At 47.5% G+C, this 18,242-nt stretch carries 16 protein-coding genes; 11 read left to right on the top strand and 5 right to left on the bottom strand.

Annotated features, from left to right (window positions below; all coding sequences use genetic code 11):
- Window positions 1–551: 551 nt before the first annotated feature.
- Window positions 552–1,220 carry a class I SAM-dependent methyltransferase gene (locus BLR32_RS20355; RefSeq protein ID WP_089834702.1) on the bottom strand — a complete coding sequence of 223 codons (669 nt, stop codon included), beginning with the start codon at window positions 1,218–1,220 and terminating at the stop codon, window positions 552–554.
- A gap of 68 nt (window positions 1,221–1,288) precedes the next feature.
- Complete coding sequence (locus BLR32_RS20350; protein ID WP_089834701.1) at window positions 1,289–2,005, bottom strand: head GIN domain-containing protein; 717 nt, start codon at window positions 2,003–2,005, stop codon at window positions 1,289–1,291.
- Between the two features lie 133 nt (window positions 2,006–2,138).
- Between BLR32_RS20350 and guaA the strand changes: the two genes are divergently transcribed.
- From guaA to BLR32_RS20325, 5 genes are all read left to right on the top strand, one after another.
- Window positions 2,139–3,677: a glutamine-hydrolyzing GMP synthase gene (gene guaA / locus BLR32_RS20345; protein WP_089834700.1), complete on the top strand. Its 1,539-nt coding sequence runs from the start codon at window positions 2,139–2,141 to the stop codon at window positions 3,675–3,677.
- A 114-nt stretch (window positions 3,678–3,791) separates the two neighbouring features.
- Complete coding sequence (locus BLR32_RS20340) at window positions 3,792–5,117, top strand: ABC transporter substrate-binding protein (RefSeq protein WP_089834699.1); 1,326 nt, start codon at window positions 3,792–3,794, stop codon at window positions 5,115–5,117.
- 633 nt (window positions 5,118–5,750) lie between these two features.
- Window positions 5,751–6,776 (top strand): ligase-associated DNA damage response exonuclease, encoded by a 1,026-nt coding sequence (locus BLR32_RS20335; protein WP_089834698.1) that lies wholly within the window; start codon window positions 5,751–5,753, stop codon window positions 6,774–6,776.
- A 9-nt stretch (window positions 6,777–6,785) separates the two neighbouring features.
- Window positions 6,786–8,375, top strand: a complete 1,590-nt coding sequence (locus tag BLR32_RS20330) for an ATP-dependent DNA ligase (RefSeq protein WP_089834697.1) — start codon at window positions 6,786–6,788, stop codon at window positions 8,373–8,375.
- A gap of 84 nt (window positions 8,376–8,459) precedes the next feature.
- A complete protein-coding gene (locus BLR32_RS20325; protein WP_089834696.1) occupies window positions 8,460–8,963 on the top strand; it encodes an Lrp/AsnC family transcriptional regulator in 504 nt (167 codons plus the stop codon).
- 4 nt (window positions 8,964–8,967) lie between these two features.
- Here the strand turns inward: BLR32_RS20325 and BLR32_RS20320 are convergent, their stop codons facing one another.
- A complete protein-coding gene (locus tag BLR32_RS20320; protein ID WP_089834695.1) occupies window positions 8,968–9,555 on the bottom strand; it encodes a hypothetical protein in 588 nt (195 codons plus the stop codon).
- 71 nt (window positions 9,556–9,626) lie between these two features.
- Between BLR32_RS20320 and BLR32_RS20315 the strand changes: the two genes are divergently transcribed.
- The 3 genes from BLR32_RS20315 (at window position 9,627) to BLR32_RS20305 (ending at window position 12,635) form a co-directional block, all read left to right on the top strand.
- Entirely contained in the window at window positions 9,627–10,673 is a 1,047-nt protein-coding gene (locus BLR32_RS20315) for a S66 peptidase family protein (RefSeq protein WP_089834694.1), read from the top strand.
- 538 nt (window positions 10,674–11,211) lie between these two features.
- Entirely contained in the window at window positions 11,212–11,922 is a 711-nt protein-coding gene (locus BLR32_RS20310) for a hypothetical protein (RefSeq protein WP_089834693.1), read from the top strand.
- 11 nt (window positions 11,923–11,933) lie between these two features.
- Complete coding sequence (locus tag BLR32_RS20305) at window positions 11,934–12,635, top strand: hypothetical protein (RefSeq protein WP_089834692.1); 702 nt, start codon at window positions 11,934–11,936, stop codon at window positions 12,633–12,635.
- Window positions 12,636–12,642: 7 nt separating this feature from the next.
- Here BLR32_RS20305 and BLR32_RS34110 read toward each other — a convergent pair whose 3' ends face one another.
- Entirely contained in the window at window positions 12,643–12,798 is a 156-nt protein-coding gene (locus tag BLR32_RS34110; protein WP_176842366.1) for a hypothetical protein, read from the bottom strand.
- A 75-nt stretch (window positions 12,799–12,873) separates the two neighbouring features.
- Here BLR32_RS34110 and BLR32_RS20300 point away from each other — a divergent pair, with 75 nt between their 5' ends.
- From BLR32_RS20300 to BLR32_RS20290, 3 genes are read left to right on the top strand one after another with little or no spacing between them, the layout of a single operon-like run.
- Entirely contained in the window at window positions 12,874–15,336 is a 2,463-nt protein-coding gene (locus BLR32_RS20300; protein WP_089834691.1) for a ligase-associated DNA damage response DEXH box helicase, read from the top strand.
- A 33-nt stretch (window positions 15,337–15,369) separates the two neighbouring features.
- Window positions 15,370–16,017 (top strand): ligase-associated DNA damage response endonuclease PdeM, encoded by a 648-nt coding sequence (gene pdeM / locus BLR32_RS20295; protein ID WP_089834690.1) that lies wholly within the window; start codon window positions 15,370–15,372, stop codon window positions 16,015–16,017.
- Window positions 16,017–16,916, top strand: coding sequence for a histone deacetylase family protein (locus BLR32_RS20290; protein WP_089834689.1), 900 nt, complete (start codon window positions 16,017–16,019; stop codon window positions 16,914–16,916). The genes pdeM and BLR32_RS20290 overlap by 1 nt, the downstream gene beginning before the upstream one ends.
- 559 nt (window positions 16,917–17,475) lie before the next feature.
- Here BLR32_RS20290 and BLR32_RS20285 read toward each other — a convergent pair.
- A complete protein-coding gene (locus BLR32_RS20285; RefSeq protein ID WP_089834688.1) occupies window positions 17,476–18,228 on the bottom strand; it encodes an XRE family transcriptional regulator in 753 nt (250 codons plus the stop codon).
- Between the last annotated feature and the right edge of the window lie 14 nt (window positions 18,229–18,242).

The raw sequence follows: 18,242 nt of genomic DNA, 5'->3' as shown, positions 1-18,242 counted from the left end.
AACAATACGGCACCTACGGAGCCGATCGATGCGGATAATATCGTTTTGTTTCCTGGTTGCACCGTCCCGGAGTTGCACCCGCGCTATAAACAACACGGCACCTACGGAGCCGATCGATGCGGATAATATCGTTTTGTTTGCCTGGTTGCACCGTCCCGGGGTTGCACCCGCGCTACAAACAATACGGCACCTACGGAGCCGATCGATGCGGATAATATCGTTTTGTTTGCCTGGTTGCACCCCCGAAAATTCAATTTGCCCGCCCCCCCTGTTTTTCCCGGATTCATACCTAAGCACATTTCCAAAAGGAACGCCTGCGAGAAAGTGCTTCCTTTCCCGCAGGCGTTATATCTTTTAACTGTAACATGAGGCGATAACCTGACATTGACAGTAGTATGGTTCTCATCATCAGCTCTCATCTTGTGCCTTAGCCAGGTACTGCCATATCCTCTGCATTTGTTTACAGCAGTACCGTGGCCAAAGGACTTAATGAGTTGTTTAACAGGTACAAAGATGCTGCTTTGTACAATAACATAACTGTTAAAGAGAACTTAAAATTTTATTCCATGTAAACAAATGTTCTCTAACTCCACCATCGTACTGCCGTCAGTTGACATTCTGGGTGCCTCCATCGCAGTCCTCACCTCACTTACCCTGAATCCATTTGCTTCCAGCAGCGCTTTGGCCTCGTCTGCACTGTACAGGATAAAATTATGGGCGCTGAAAGGCAATTGCTGCATGGTTTCCCGGGAACGGATAGCCAGTACCAGCTCTCCACCGGTATCCAATACACGGTGTATTGCATTAAGGGCCAGGGTGGGTTGATCCCAGAAATACAGCACATTCACCGCAAACACCTTTGTGAAGGCTCCTGCGGCAAAAGGCATTTCTTCCGTTCTGCCCAGGTGCAGTTCCACGCTGCTGTCTGAAATGCGGGCCTGGTTCTCCCGGGTAGCTTCCGCAACCATGGTCTCAGACATATCGAGACCGGTGTACCGGATCGAGGTTTCTCTTTCAAAAAGGGTAGGAATGAAATACCCGTTTCCGAAACCAATCTCCAGTATCCTGTCGCGGGGCTTTATCCCCAGAAGGTCCACCACCATTTTATAAAGGGCTGCATTCGACTTATTCATCGCCGCGCTCACCCTTATTCCATCTTCACCTTCCGGCTGGCGTAGCTGACCGGCTATCTCGCTGGCAGTCATTACTGACTTTCCCATAAATTACCTGGTATCTGTTTACGTATCTTAAGCGTATCCTGAATGATTGAATGGAGCGTTCGGGGATCTTAACTCTTACGCACGGATCCTGAACCGGCGATCTTGGACACCACAGACGGCGTACCTTTATATCTCACATCACCGGAGCCAGCGATCTTCGCTTCCAGCTTCACACTGGCATGTACATCTACATTACCACTACCTGCAATGCTTATCTCGGCATTTTCGGAATGCAGGTCGCCACCCAGGAAGTTACCACTACCTGCCAGGCTGATTTCCAGGTCTTTGGTTTCGCCACTCAGGCTGATATTACCGGAGCCAGCTGAGGAAGCTTCTACATCCGGACTGTTCACTGCTCCGTCAATATTGCCGGAGCCAGACAGTTTCAAACGTATCCCGTCATTATTCTGTAGGGTATTGGTAATGTGTATGTTACCGGAACCGGCGAGTGCCAGGTAATTTACATCGGGAGCAGTCAGTTTTATCTTGATCCCTTTGTGTGTCTTTACTGAAATATGGTCTTTCAGGTCTACTACCAGCTCACTTCCATGCACTTCCAGACGTACATACTGCATAATATTGTCTTCCGCTTCGATCACTGCCGGCTGGGCGGGTCCCTGGGTAAATTCTATATCCATGGAGCCTTTCAGCACTACTTTCTCATAATCTCCCACTGTACGGGTTTCCGTGGTCATGTTACCACTGCCGTTAACACGCTGGCCGTCGCAACTGTATTGGGCAGCAATCAATAGAGTAAGAGCAGAAATACAAATGATTTTCTTCATAAGGGTAAAGTTGTTTGGGTTGTAAAATGGCGATTTATATACATGTATGTTACGAATATAAGAACAATCATCTACAGACTATTCCCATTTTCAAACTTGGGATTTCATATTTGGCCTTTATCTTTGCACCACCATGACAGAAAAGATACTTATACTAGACTTTGGCTCTCAATATACGCAGCTGATCGCACGCAGTATCAGGGAGTTGAATATTTATTGCGAAATCAAGCCTTGTCTCCAGCCGGTACAATGGGATGATACAGTAAAAGGCATTATTCTCTCCGGTAGTCCGTTCTCAGTGAACGATGCCGGTGCACCAACCGTTGACATAGCTGCCATGGCGGCAAAAGTTCCTGTACTGGGTGTTTGCTATGGCGCCCAGCTCACAGCAAAGGTATTTGGAGGAGAAGTAGCAAAAAGTTCCATCCGTGAATATGGCCGTGCCTTCATGGAGCATGAGAACAAGGAAGAAAAGCTCCTGTATGATATCTCTTCCCGCAGCCAGGTATGGATGAGCCACTCAGATACCATCGTACGTATGCCCGAAGGATTTGAGATCATCGCCCATACTGACAACATCCCGGTAGCGGCCTTCAAATCAGAAACCGCAGCCAAACATCCTATCCTGGGTCTGCAGTTCCATCCGGAAGTGACCCACTCCCTGGAAGGTAAACAACTGCTCCGCAACTTCCTGGTAAACATCTGCGGATGTAAACAGGACTGGACACCGGCAGCATTCGTTCAGGAAACTGTCGAAAAGATCAAAGCACAGGTAGGCAACAAAAAAGTAGTAATGGCCCTCAGCGGTGGCGTAGATTCTACCGTGGCAGCCGAACTGATACACAAAGCAATAGGAAGTAACCTGTATTGCGTATTCGTGGATAACGGCCTGCTCCGTAAGAACGAATTCGAGACCGTACTGGATTCCTATAAACACATGGGTCTGAACGTAAAGGGCGTGAACGCAAAAGATCTCTTCTACGGAGAACTGAAAGGCGTAACCGATCCTGAGAAAAAACGTAAGATCATTGGCCGTCTCTTTATCGAAGTATTCCAGCAGGAAGCAACCCAGCTGAAAGATATCTCCTTCCTCGGTCAGGGTACGATTTATCCCGATGTGATAGAATCCGTTTCTGTAAATGGTCCTTCTGTTACCATCAAATCCCATCACAACGTAGGTGGTCTGCCTGAAAAGATGAACATGGGACTGGTAGAGCCACTGCGTTTCCTCTTTAAAGACGAAGTAAGACGTGTAGGTCGTGAAATAGGCATCAGCGAAATCTTCCTGGGCCGTCATCCTTTCCCTGGTCCGGGTCTGGCTATCCGTATCCTGGGTGAGATCACTCCTGAGAAAGTAGCTATGCTGCAGGAAGCAGACGCCGTATACATCGACGGACTCCGTGAAGCAGAGCTATATGATAAAGTATGGCAGGCAGGTACCATCCTGTTGCCGGTACAGAGCGTAGGGGTAATGGGCGATGAAAGAACCTATGAATTCACCGTAGCCCTCCGTGCAGTAACTTCTGTTGACGGTATGACCGCCGACTGGGCACACCTGCCGTACGAGTTCCTGGCTAAGATGTCGAATGATATTATCAATAAAGTGAAAGGTATTAATCGTGTGGTATACGATATCAGCTCCAAACCACCGGCTACTATCGAATGGGAATAATTCTCTGAGCTATGAGTAGAAACGCTTAACACTGAGTACTTTATACATTGTACCCTCAGTGTTAAGCGTTTCTTGTTCAGCGCCTGGGAACGATTTTTGTAATTAATCATCGCTATGAGTAAATCCAAAATATGCAGTCTGATGGTCACGGCCTACGCACTGACCATTCTGCTGTCTGCCTGTTCGCTGTTCAAAAGCAGTAGCAGCAGCACCCCCACTGCTCCGCCAACAACTGTCACAAAACCTAAAGAGGAAGAAAAGAAAAACGAAGAGAAAAAGAATGATGTAAAAGCAGCCCCTTTCAACGTACCGGCATTTGCCCGTGAAGTGAAAAAAGGCGCTTACAACATTGCGCTCTTTGCCCCTCTCTATCTTGACTCCGTTTTTACCAATGGTACAGAAATTTCCGGTCGCACACTGCCCCGTTATGTATTGCCAGGCCTTGATTTTTACGAAGGCGCTCAGCTGGCGCTTGACAGCCTGCAACAGCAAGGTGTAAAGCTCAATGTTTACGTATACGACAGTAAATCCCGGGGAAACAGTATCAACAATCTTACAAGGAATAAATCACTGGATAGCCTGGACCTGATCATCGCTGCGGTTAGCTCTCCCGAGATACAGGAACTCAGTAATGTAGCCCGGCAAAAAGAAATCAACCTGGTATCTGCCACTTATCCCAATGATGGCGGTATCACGGCTAATCCTTTCCTGCTGATCACCAACAGCATGCTCCGGACGCATGGAGAAGCCCTGCATCGTTATCTGCAGGAAACATTCGCTACTAAGAATATCCTGCTGTTCCACCGTAACAGCGCCTTTGAAAAACGCATCGCTGCCGATTTCAAGGCCGACTACGAAAAAATGCAGAATCCAAAGAAATCACGTATCCGTGAAGTGATCTGGAGTGATGCTATGACCGATGCAGAACTGTCTCAGGTACTGCTCACAGACAGACCTAACCTCTGTATCATTACTGCCATGGATGAGGCCAATGCAAAAGCTATCCTGCGTAAACTGAGCGTACAGACCGCCACTTATCCTATCCAGGTTTATGGTATGCCTACCTGGGATATCATGAAATTCAAAGAACCTGAATTCAAGGATATGCAGATCTACTACACCTCTCCCTACTTCAACGATAAGACCAACGCTTACAGCCATTATATCACGGATTATTTCAAGCGCATCTACAAATCCCGCCCGTCAGATATGGCGTTCAAAGGATTTGAGCTGACCTGGTATTTCGTAAAACAGCTGAGCGATAAAGGGGTTTACTTCAACGGTAGCCTGAACGATCCTTCGAAAAAAGTGTTCAACAATCTCAATTATCAGCCGGTATACCTGAAAGAAGGCGCCACTATGCCTGATTATTTTGAGAATAAGAACATCAACATTATACAAAAGAACGATAGCAGTGATGTAAGGATGAATTTCCAGTAAACATTTAGGTTGTTCTTTAACGGAACGGAGGGTGTCGGGTTACAGCGGCACCCTCTTTTTTTTGATCGGATGAGCATCAAACGCCATTAACAAAACATAATAGGACTCCGCCAGGAGTCCCAGTGTTTGTAGCGCGGGGTGACAACCCTACGGCATCAAACGCCAATAACAAAACGTAATAGGACTCCGCTAGGAGTCCCAGTGTTTGTAGCGCGGGGTGATAACCCCGGGACCGTAACGTAACGGGGTGCGCCCAATCACGCCATGCCCCGCGGACGCAATAGATTACAAAAAAAGGATGCCCATGGAGACATCCCTTATCAAAAGTATGGCCGAGGGGTTAAATTGAGGATTCAAAACCGGGTAATAATGCAGATAATTCGTTTGTTGCTCTTTACTATATAGTCATCGCAATTGCTTAAACCTTCGCGTCATAATACAAATTTCTCTTTCTTTCATCCTTTTAGGTCCAACTCAAAGGCATGTATAAAGCATGTATACGGCATGCTTACGTCACATCTACAGCGGGTTTACAGGCATTTTAAAACTTTTTTTGAAAGATTTCACGCCAGATAGCAAAATAGTATCAGCCCTCTCCCCTGTTCCGCACAAAAATTGCATACTTTGCTTCATATGCAGGTATTACAGTTTACGGATAAGGGCATTTACTGCCCGGCAGGTGATTTTTACATAGATCCCTGGCAACCTGTGGAGCGGGCTGTCATTACCCATGCCCATTCCGACCATGCCCGATATGGCAATAAGCATTATCTCTGCCATCATGATAGTGTGCCTCTCTTACAGTTACGGCTGGGGCAGGATATCAGCGTACAGGGTGTCGCCTTCGGCGAAAATATCCGCTATAATGGTGTGACGATATCCTTGCATCCTGCGGGGCACATTATCGGATCGGCCCAGGTACGGGTACAACAGGAAAACGAGGTATGGGTGGTCAGTGGCGACTATAAAGTGGAAAATGACGGCATCTCCGGGCAGTTTGAGCCGGTGCCCTGTAATACATTCATTACGGAATGCACCTTCGGACTACCGATCTATAACTGGCAGCCACAGGGTGTCATCTTCAGCAATATCCGGCAGTGGATACAGGACAACCAGGCAGCTGGTAAGAACAGCGTGCTGCTGGGTTATAGCCTGGGAAAAGCCCAGCGACTGCTGCACAACCTGAGAGGCGTCACCGAACAGATCTGGGCACATGGGGCCATCTACATTACCCACCAGCTGCTAAGGGAAAAAGGCTGGGACCTGCCGGAGATCCATCGTATTACGCCAGATACACCTGCTTCAGTTTATAAGAACAATCTGATCATCGGACCGCCATCTGCAGCAGACAGTTCCTGGATGCGCCGTTTCAATCCATACGCCCTGGGTGTGTGCAGCGGATGGATGCAGGTACGGGGTCATATGCGCCGCCGTAATGCGGATGCTGGTTTTGCCCTGTCGGACCATGCCGACTGGATGGGTTTATTACAGGCAGTGAAAGCCACCGGGGCAGAGAAGGTATATACCACCCATGGCTTCAGTAGTGCCTTTGCCCGTTATCTGACAGAAAACGGGATACCGGCACAGGAAGTGAAAACAGAATTCGGTGATATGGATGAAGAAGCAGGTATGCCGGAAACCATCACCCATGACCAATAAGATGCCGTTATGAAAGAATTTGCCGCACTCATAAAAATACTGAGCAACAGCACCAAGACCAATGAAAAGCTGGATGCCCTGAGTCGCTACCTGGCTGCCGCGGATGCTCCTGACAGACTCTGGGTGCTGGCGCTATTCACCGGCCGGCGGCCCAAACGTACCGTCAACACCACGCAGCTGAGCACCTGGTGCCTGCAAATGACAGGTTTGCCTGCCTGGTTATACGAAGAGTGTTATCATACCGTGGGTGACCTCGGAGAAACCATCGCCCTCCTGCTCCCTCCGGGTAAAAGCCTCTCCGCCCATCCTTTGCATTACTGGATCGAACAACTCATACAACTGGAAAAAGCAGACGAAGCCACCAAGCAGACCTTCATCCTCCGGGCCTGGGAAGAACTGGATACCAGTGAAAGGTTCGTCTTCAACAAACTGATCACCGGCGGTTTCCGTATCGGCGTATCTCAACAAACAATGGTGAATGCCCTGGCCAGCACTTACAACATCCCTGCTGCTACCGTCTCCCATATGATCAGCGGGAATTGGGACCCACAGCAAACCACCATAGAAGCCCTGCTCAGCGAGAACATTACGGAAGCCGATGCCTCCAAGCCTTTCCCTTTCTATCTCGCTTATGCTCTGGAAGGCGATCCTGCGGAACTGGGTGTTCCCGAGCAGTGGCAGGCGGAATGGAAATGGGACGGCATCCGCGGACAGATCATCAAACGTAACGGGCAACTGTTTGTATGGTCGCGTGGTGAAGAATTGATCACCGAAAAGTTCCCGGAGTATCAGCCCTTACTTGACCTGCTACCTGAAGGCACCGTATTGGACGGTGAGATCCTCACCTTTGCCGATGGTGCACCGCTACCCTTTCAGACCCTGCAGACGCGTATAGGACGGAAAAATGTGACCCGCAAACAATTGCAGGAGGCTCCCGTGGCCTTCCTCAGTTATGACCTGCTGGAATGGGAGGGGCAGGATATACGTACAAGCGCACTGCAGGAACGTCGCTTACTTTTGGAGAAGGTAGTGGAACAGATCAATCACCCTACCCTTCGCCTGTCGCCCACTATTACTTTCCACGACTGGGATGAACTGGCCCGCTTCCGGCTGCAGGCCAGGGAAAAAGGCAGCGAGGGACTGATGTTGAAGAAACTGGATTCCACCTACCAGGTGGGCCGTAAACGTGGCGACTGGTGGAAATGGAAGATAGACCCGCTCACCATTGATGCAGTCATGATCTATGCCCAGAAAGGACATGGACGCCGTTCTAACCTGTATACTGACTATACTTTCGCTGTCAGGGATGGAGATCAGCTGGTATCATTTACCAAGGCCTATTCCGGTCTGACAGACAAAGAGATCAGCGAGGTAGATAGCTGGGTGAAGAAGAATTCACTTGAAAAATTTGGTCCGGTCAGGACGGTAAAACCGGAGCTGGTATTTGAGATCGGCTTTGAAGGTATTGCAGCCTCTAACAGGCATAAATCCGGCGTGGCATTGCGTTTCCCCCGTATACTCCGCTGGCGGAAAGACAAACCACTTACAGAGATCAATACACTGGAAGATCTACAGCAACTACTGCGAACACATAAGTAATAAGGATTTCTGAAGGAATATTGAAGCAAATTAGTATATTGTACTTAATTTTGCTTTTGAAACGGAACATTATTCTATACTGATATGAATAACCTGGGAAATACTAAAAAAGATAACGCAACTGAAAACATTGCGCTGGATGAAAAAGATATCGCTATTCTCCAGTTACTGGAGGAAGATGCAAAGATGACCATCCGCGACCTGGCTGCAAAGTTGAATCTGAGCGCCACTCCCGTTTATGAGCGCATCCGTAAAATGGAACAGGCAGGCGTTATCAGGCAGTATGCTGCCATTGTTGATCCCAGCAAGATCGATAAGGCCCTGACCGTACTATGTTATATTTCTCTGAAGGAACATGGTAAAAAAGCCGGTGCGAAATTTATCAAAGAGATCACCTCTTTCCCTGAAGTGATGGAATGTCTCAACATCTCCGGCCAGTTTGATTTCATGCTGAAGGTACAGGTGAAAGACATGCTTGCCTATCATGAGTTCAATGTAAACAAACTGGGCGAACTGGATAATATCCGTCACATGGAAAGTGTGTTCGTGATGTCAGTGATCAAGGCTACGCACCGGGTGGTATATTAATCTGCTACAACTTTTTCAGGCCTTCATAGCCGGGAAAAAGGATATAGGTATTGATATCTTCTCCCTGGGAATGTACAGTAATGGCAGTACATACCTGTTTACGACCTCTCTCCGTCGTCATTTCAAATGCGATCCCTGCTTTGCGTACATCGTATAATACGATCTTCCTGCCTTTCAGTTTATCCTGGTACTCTGCCACGACTTTGATAGCGGGAAATAGCTTTTTTATCTCAATATAAGAGCTGCCTACTCTCAGTCCTTTTTCCGTTGTAAAGGAAGATGTGTTTACGCGGATCTGTTTCACCACCATCGCTTCCTTTCCGTTCGTTTCTTCTCTTACGGAATAAACCGCCAGATACCTGGAGGAATCGATACTCTTATCTTTCTTATGGCTATACCATATGCTCCATGCCTTTCCCATTGCAGCATCCCCGCCATCAGCAGGACCTAACATAGCAGCCATATCATCTGCGGTAGCTCCTATTTTTGTATTTCCGATGTATTTGCCAGGTTCTATTCTCCAGGCTGTCTGTCCCATTGCCGGTGCTATCATCAGCAGCAGTGCTGCCCCCAAAAAGTAAAGGTGTTTCATAGTTCTTCTTTTATACAAAGAAAGACAAAAAACACGCCATATCGCGTGTAAATTATGCTTACATTAATGTTATGAATCGTAAACACTTCCTGTCAGCACTGGCCACCACAGCAGGACTCACCACTATACCGGCGCTCACCCGTTTACAACAGGCCGCCGCAGCCCTGCAGCCACATGAAGAACGCTTATTGATCCCGCCTTACCTCAGGCCCGGCGATACTATTGGTATCACCTGCCCTGCCGGACACATTACTTTCGAAGAAATTAAACCAGCCATCAGTATCATGCAAAGCTGGGGTTTCAAGATACGTGTAGGCAATACCGTTGATAAGACTGATTTCAGCTTCGGAGGTACCGATCAGGAGCGCCGGCAGGATATGCAGGAAATGCTTGATGATCCCACTATCAAAGCGATCATGTGCGCCCGCGGTGGTTATGGAAGCGCACGTATTGTAGATCTGCTGGATTTCTCCCACTTTGCACAACAGCCAAAATGGATCATTGGTTTTAGTGATATTACCGTATTACATTGTCACATTAATCGTCTGTATGGTATTGCTACTTTACATTCAAAGATGTGCAACAGTTTTCCTGATGATTTCAACAAGGCAGAAGCCATCGTACAACAAACTATTTCTTCTATCAGAGATGCATTGTCTGGCCAGCAACTACACTATACTACTTTCTCCGATTCCCGCAACCGTACAGGCACCGCGAAGGGTGTACTTGTTGGTGGTAATCTTTCAATGATACAAAGCGTGCTTGCTACTAATTCCGAACTGAATACTATTGGCAAGATCCTTTTCCTGGAAGAAGTAGGTGAATACCTGTACAGCCTTGACCGCATGTTCAACAGTCTGCAACGCGCACACAAACTCGATAACCTTGCAGGGCTGATCATTGGCGGCTTTAACCGCATCAAACCTGATGATCCGGGAGAAGAATTTGGCAGGACGGTGTATGATATTGTGATGGAGAAAGTGAAGGAGTTTAAGTATCCTGTATGCTTCGGATTCCCTGTGGGGCATCAGAAGGATAACTATGCGTTGAAGTGTGGTGTTATGCATCAGTTGAGTGTAGGGCAAGCGGAGGTGACGCTGGAGGAGGTGAGAGATTAAGGGGTTTCACAATGATGAAAACATTTGTGGAGCTTATTCTTCCGATATAAATGAACAAGGGCTCAGATTTTCTGCGCCCTTGTTCGTTTACCTGATTACGTTTCCACGAAGGAAAGAGGCTTTATCAGGCCCGTATGAAATGAAGATAGTATTTTTTCCCGAATTGCTTTAATGAAAATAAAAATTTAAGAAACCGATATCTGGAGAAGATAAAGAACTACAGAAATCGTATGAACCACTGCGAACCTCTTTGCTTCAATGCAAATACTATAGATTGCACAAACGCTTTAGAGATAAGGTCCTTAATATATGAGCTCATAGAATGGATAGATCCTGATCTGAAAAGTTATTTTCAAAGTATAGATACTATCCAATCAAAAGAGCGCGTATTATGGGAATATAGAAACAATCATTTTTATTTAGATAAATCCAGTATAACCTATCGTTCGTATCAGATTGTCAGCCCCGCCCCATGTCACTTTTCCATATTTGCTTTTACTCCCCCGTATTCTTATCTTACACCAGCGAATCCCCTTCCATGAAAAAATACATCACAATAATGCTTTGCATTGCAACCCTGATATCCTGTAAAAAAGATGACAATACACATGTCATGCGGGAAGGTACTTACACAAATAAAAACCTCGCTACCGCCGGTCCAATTACCCTGTATGTAGGCAACAAAACCATCACTGAACAAACTTTTATCCACAACTTCCTGGTAAGAAGAATCAATAGCTGGCTGACGGATAGTACCTTCAGGGAACAAGCTGGTCTCAATACACCGTTCATCTTTACCTCGGTAACCATCCAGGGTGACATGGCCTACTATGCATTGGATCCGGGCAACACATACCAGGACACTTTCCATATCAATCCTCTTTCTACCAATACCAGGCTACTTGTAGCCAAAACGGAGTCTGTTATAAAACCCACAGTAATAGGAGAATTAAGTTGTGCGAATGTGGCAAAATATGTACGCAGTAATCCACCCACATATGCATGTAATTATTTCAATTATCCCGATAGCTATTGTACTGGTCGTAAACAGATGCAACTGAATATTGAAAGCGATTACCTGATGATACCTGTGCTGATATACTACTTCGCCCGTCCTATCGCATCCGGTGTTGTCTGCCATACTTATGAGCGCTATATCAGCGATGATTTTAATAAAGACATTCTCAGTAAACTACGCCCGGAAGATACATTGGCTGTTCAAACCTATTTTGTAAAACTCTATAAGTAATAATCCTTAATATGAAAACATCCTTGTTCCTTATCTGTGTCCTGCTATTTTGCTACGGCTGTGGAGATGATAACGCAGCACCCTATCCAACCGGCAATTATGAGAGCGCCAGCAATATTAAAAATGACCCGGTAGCACTGTATACAAAAGATAAGATCATTACAGATGTTAAATTCATTCAGGCATTTCTTGAGCGCAACCAGATATACGGAGTTTTTGACCTGACAGCTGGTACGGCGGAATCGCCCGTTCATGTTACATTTGACAACAGGATTGCAGATAGTGTCTATTTCAGGGCAACTTCAGGTGGCGATGCACTTGAATTGATCTTTAACCAGGTTTATTACGATAACAATACTGTTATATTATTGGGCCGCGACAGTTTGCCGGGATCACCAGCTGACGACGGTGAATTAAGTTGCTCCAATGTGAGTATACATATCCGCAAACATCCCCTGCTTACCTATTGCGCAACCTCACCTATCGGTTCATTGGTTTGCAAAACAAGATACCAGATGCCGGTAGCGATGGTGGGAGATCAGCTTTCCCTTCCTGTTATCAGCTATCGTTTCACTACGAAAAACTCAATGGCAGAATGTTATTCAGGAGAAAAGTTAGCGTATGGATATCTGAATACAGATGCGTTAAAAACAATACATACACAGGATACACTGGTGGTGCAGACAAGGACGTTAACATTGGAGAGGAAATAATCCGTCACTACCGGTAGTGATTAATCTCCCAGTTTTCCACCGATCTGGATATTTCATCGAGATGCCGGTTCTCTGTTTCGGAAAGCTTGTCAAATCCTTTCCGTAAATAAGATGCTATAACGATCATCGCGATAAAGTACTGGAAGTTCGTTTCGATTTTCATACAGCAATTTAATGTCCCGCAAATGTAAGTTGCCAGACATTGACATGTCTTTGTTTTTCCCTAATTTCATCACCAATGAAAAACAAAGCGCGCGGATGGCAAGTGATAACGGAATGGCTCGCTGCAAATGACAGAAAGCCTTTTGCTTTCCAGGAAGAAGCCTGGGAGCATTACCTGCAAGGCAGATCAGGCCTTGTAAACGCCCCTACCGGTTACGGTAAAACCTTCTCTCTCTTTCTCGCGGTGGTGATCGACTGGATCAATAAACACCCGAAGGATTATCAGCAAAAAACGAAGAATGGCCTGCAAATGATGTGGATCACTCCGCTACGGGCACTGGCCAAAGATATTGCACGGGCGATGGAGGAAGTCCTGCAGGAACTCAATATGTCCTGGCAGGTAGGTATCCGCAGCGGGGATACGCCTATTTCTACCCGCCAGCAGCAAAAGAAACAGATGCCGGAGATATTGATCATCACACCGGAAAGTCTGCACCTGCTGATGGGACAAAAAGAGTATGCGAAAGTCTTTACACACCTCACAACAGTAGTAGCAGATGAATGGCATGAGCTGCTGGGCAGCAAGCGCGGTGTGATGGTGGAACTGGGCCTCAGCAGGCTCCGGGGACTGGCAAAAAAAGCAGGACGTCCACCATTGAAAGTGTGGGGCATCTCGGCTACGATTGGTAACCTGGAAGAAGCCCTGGATGTATTACTAGGCGCACCAGACCCCGAAGCCGTGATCGTACGTGCCAAACTGGGTAAGAAGATCGAACTGCAAAGCATCCTGCCGGATGAGATCGAGAAATACCCCTGGGCAGGTCACCTCGGTACAAGGTTGCTGTATAAGGCACTGCCGGTGATCCTGAACAGTCAAACCACGCTCATATTTACGAACGTCCGTTCCCAGACAGAGATCTGGTACCAGGAAATATTACGGCAATGCCCTGAACTGGCGGGTGCTATTGCTCTTCACCATGGCTCTATTGATGCGGAGCTCCGTGTATGGGTGGAAGAAGCGCTGCATACCGGCGTACTGAAAGCGGTTGTCTGCACTTCCAGCCTTGACCTGGGCGTAGATTTCAGGCCTGTAGACACGGTGATCCAGGTGGGTAGTCCTAAGGGGGTAGCACGCTTCCTGCAGAGAGCCGGAAGAAGTGGTCACCAGCCCGGCGCTACCAGTAAGATCTGGTTCCTCCCCACACACAGCCTGGAACTGGTGGAAGCAGCAGCGCTCAAGGCTGCCATGGAAGAACAGCTGGTGGAAAGCCGTATGCCTGTTCTACTGGCCTTTGACGTACTCCTCCAATACCTAATGACACTCGGCATCTCCGATGGTTTTCATGCGCCGGAAATATGGGAGGAAGTGACCAATACTTTCTGCTTCCGCGATATGGCGGAAGATGAATGGGGCTGGATATTATCTTTCCTGTCGACCGGCGGAGAAGCGCTGTACAGTTACGACGAGTTCAAAAAACTGGAAAGGGAGGGCGACTTCTTCATCTGCCGTAGTCGCATGCTGGCCATGCGACACCGCCTGCACATCGGTACCATCGTCAGTGATGCCATGCTGAAAGTGAAATTCATGAGCGGAGGATTTATCGGTATGATTGAAGAATGGTTCGTTGCACGCCTGCAACCAGGCGATGCTTTCAGCCTGGGAGGCCGTACTTTGGAGTTTGTGATGATCAAGGACATGACTGTACTTGTGCGCAAATCAAACGCCAAACGGGCCATTGTACCCAGCTGGATGGGAGGACGACTCCCCCTTTCTGCCAATCTTGGAAAGATATTACGCCGCACCTATACCGAGGCTTTGTCCGGCAAGTCAGACATGCCAGAGATCCAGATACTGCAACCACTCTTTGACCTGCAGGAACAGTTGTCGCACATTCCGAAAGACAACGAACTACTGGTAGAAATGATCCATACCAAAGATGGGTACCACATGTTCGTCTATCCTTTTGAAGGAAGGCTTGTACATGAAGTGATGGCCGCCTTGCTGGCTTATCGTATCAGCAAACGGCAGCCCATTACTTTTTCCATGGCGATGAACGACTACGGCTTCGAGCTGCTTTCTGATCAGCCGATCCCTGTCAGTGATGGAGATGTGCACGACCTGTTCTCGCTTGAGAACCTGAGCAATGACTTGCAGGCCAGTGTGAACTCCACAGAAATGGCCCGCCGTAAGTTCAGGGATATTGCAGTTATCGCCGGACTTATTTTCCAGGGTTATCCCGGTAAGCATAAAGCCAGCCGTCACCTGCAATCGTCAGCGTCCCTGCTGTTTAACGTATTCAGGGATTACGATCCGCAGAACCTGCTGTTGCGGCAGGCATTCAATGAGGCATTCTTCTACCAGATGGAAGAGGCCCGTCTGCGGGAAAGCCTGGAGCGTATTTACAACAGCGATATTATCATTACAGAACCGGAAGCATTGACGCCATTCTGTTTTCCAATCAAGGTGGATAGCCTCAGAGAGGAGTTGACCAGTGAAAAACTGGAAGACAGGATCAAAAAAATGCGTCCGCAGATATAGTTTAGGAGAGATACAGTAGTTTTGCGGCAGATTATGGAGGAAGTGATTTACAGACACCAGGACCAGACCTGGCATTTATCAGCCCACAGGGCTATTTTCTGGCAGGAAGAACAGGCGCTGATCGTGTCAGACCTCCACCTGGGAAAATCAGCCCATTTCAGGAAAGCAGGAATAGCTGTTCCTGCCAATATCGGGCAGGACGACCTGTACCGCCTGCAGTTGCTTATTACTGCTTACAATCCCTCCCAGATCATCATTGTAGGAGATATGTTCCATAGTCGCGAGAACAATGATGTGCCTTACTTTAAGCTCTGGCGTCAGCAATTTGCACATATCCGCTTTAAACTGGTAAAAGGCAATCATGATATACTACCTGCCGCGACTTATGAAGCATTAAATCTGGAAGTATTTGATACGTTGACCATCCGGGATATTCATTTCATACATGAACCCTGTTCAGAAGAAGATGCAGCAGGTTATACCTTCTCGGGGCATTTGCATCCCGGGATCGTTGTTGCCGGCGCCGGAAGGCAACGCTTACGCCTGCCCTGTTTCTACTTCGGAAAACATTGTAGTATTTTGCCCGCTTTCGGGCGTTTTACGGGCCTCGCTATGCTGGAGCCAGCTGTTGACGAGGCAGTATTCGTTATCGCTGAAAATAGCGTCTTAAAAGTCAATTAATGCTGGTTGCCTACGATCCTATATATGCGCACCCGTTGCCGGAAGGTCACCGGTTCCCGATGGTGAAGTATGAACTGATCCCGGCGCAGTTACTCCGGGAAGGCGTGATCACCGATAAACAGGTACATACACCCGCTCCATTGGATGAAGCAACTATCCTGCTCACGCATACTCCGGGATACTGGTATAAGCTACAGCATCAGACATTGTCAGATAAGGAACAACGCCGTATCGGCCTGCCCCAATCGCCGGCACTAACACTGCGTGAGATCGTGATCTGCCAGGGAACAATAGATTGTGCGTTGCATGCACTGAATTATGGCGTAGGACTGAACGTTGCAGGCGGCACACATCATGCCTTTGCTGATCATGGGGAAGGTTTCTGCCTGCTGAATGATTTCGCCATTGCTTCGAATTATCTGCTACAGCAAAAGCTGGTGAAACAGGTGCTGGTCATCGACCTGGATGTACATCAGGGAAATGGTACTGCTGCCTTGTTTGCCGGCAGACCGGATGTGTATACTTTCAGCATGCATGGGGCACATAACTATCCTTTTCACAAAGAGATCTCTGACTGGGACGTACCGCTGCCTGATGGGATGAATGACAGCGATTATCTCCGCACACTAAGGGATTGCCTGCCTGTGCTGATCAATAAAGTAAAACCTGATTTTGTGTTTTATCTGTCAGGCGTAGATATTCTGCAAACTGACCGTTATGGTAAGCTGAAGGTCACGCCACAGGGTTGCAGAGAGCGGGATGAACTGGTGTTTCAGACATTGAAGCAACATAGTATTCCCTGTGCCGTGGCAATGGGCGGAGGGTATTCAACACATATCAGGGATATTGTGAATGCACATTGTAATACGTTCAGAGCAGCGGCAGAGATATTGGGGTAATGTTAATTGCTATGATCAGCAGCGGGGATATTTGGGTAAATCAATCGCTTTGATAAGCTAAGGAGAAGCGACGTGTTTGAAGTCCGTGGCCTCGGGAGGGAGGATATTTAAAACAAACATCATTAACAAAACATAATAGGACTCCGCTAGGAGTCCCAGTGTTTGTAGCGCGGGGTGCAACCCCGGGAATTGATGTTTGCATCGCGGGATGCAACCCGGGGGAATTGATGTTTGTAGCGCGGGATGCAACCCGGGGAATTCGTGTTTGCATCACAGGGTGCAACCCCGGGGAATTGGTGTTTGCATCGCGGGTTTGCAACACCGGGGTTTGATGTTTGCATTGCGGGTGCACCCCCCGGAATTGGCGTTTGCATCGCGGAATGATTCCGGGGCGGGGAACGCGGTGAATCCGGAATCCGGAATCCATAATCACAATACAATGATTTCATTCACCCCGACAATTCAACAAAACAATTTACAATACACAACAATGCAACAATACTATCCTTGCCAGGATATACCGCACTCTTAATACAACAACAATATCTATGTCTTATTCCTAATCCTTGATCCTCTTCTTCAGCATGCTCACCTGATCCTGCAGATGGCTCACCATATCAGCCAGGTGATTTACGCTCAGACGGCTTTGCTGACCTGTCTTACTGATAACAGCATCAGACTGCCAGATCTCCAGCACGTCCTCCATACCAACAGCATAAGGTTCGTATTGCGGATTGTCTGATACCAACGTGATCTTTCCTTTAGTGCGGTTACTTTTAAGCACACGTTTATAAACAATGCCCTCGCGGCTGGTCACGACTATGTGTGCCTCATTGTTGCGGATCTCGTCCCAGCCATCTACTTTATGGCAGACGATCACCGAGCCGGAAGGAGTAGGTAACATAGAATCTCCCGCGATCTCGAATGCCCTGTAGCTACCTGCACCCATCATGGGGAGCGTGAAAGTGTTCAGTTCTTCAATAAATTCATCATCATTATAGCCTGCCAGGTATCCTGCCGCAGCTTTTACAGGTACGAACTCTATCTGCTGACGGTCATTCGCCATCTTCTGCTGTCTGCGTTTTTCCAGGAAACTCTCTTTCTGGGAACCTACATCGCGGCGTAATAAGTCGTCAATGGATATACGGAACATATCACTGACCAGTTCGAGCACTTCTGTGCGGGGTTCTGCACGTTCTTCTTCGTAAGCGCCCAACAGGGAACGTTTGATCCCTAATTTATCAGCAAACTCCTGCTGCGTCCAGCCTTTCTGCTTGCGCAGGAATTTTAAATTGCGGCATACTACTGACATAATCTAAATAATTT

This window comes from Chitinophaga filiformis (assembly GCF_900102545.1).
Lineage (GTDB): Bacteria > Bacteroidota > Bacteroidia > Chitinophagales > Chitinophagaceae > Chitinophaga > Chitinophaga filiformis.
The sequence above is the reverse complement of the archived record's forward strand: the minus strand, read 5'-3'. Positions and strand labels throughout refer to the sequence as shown.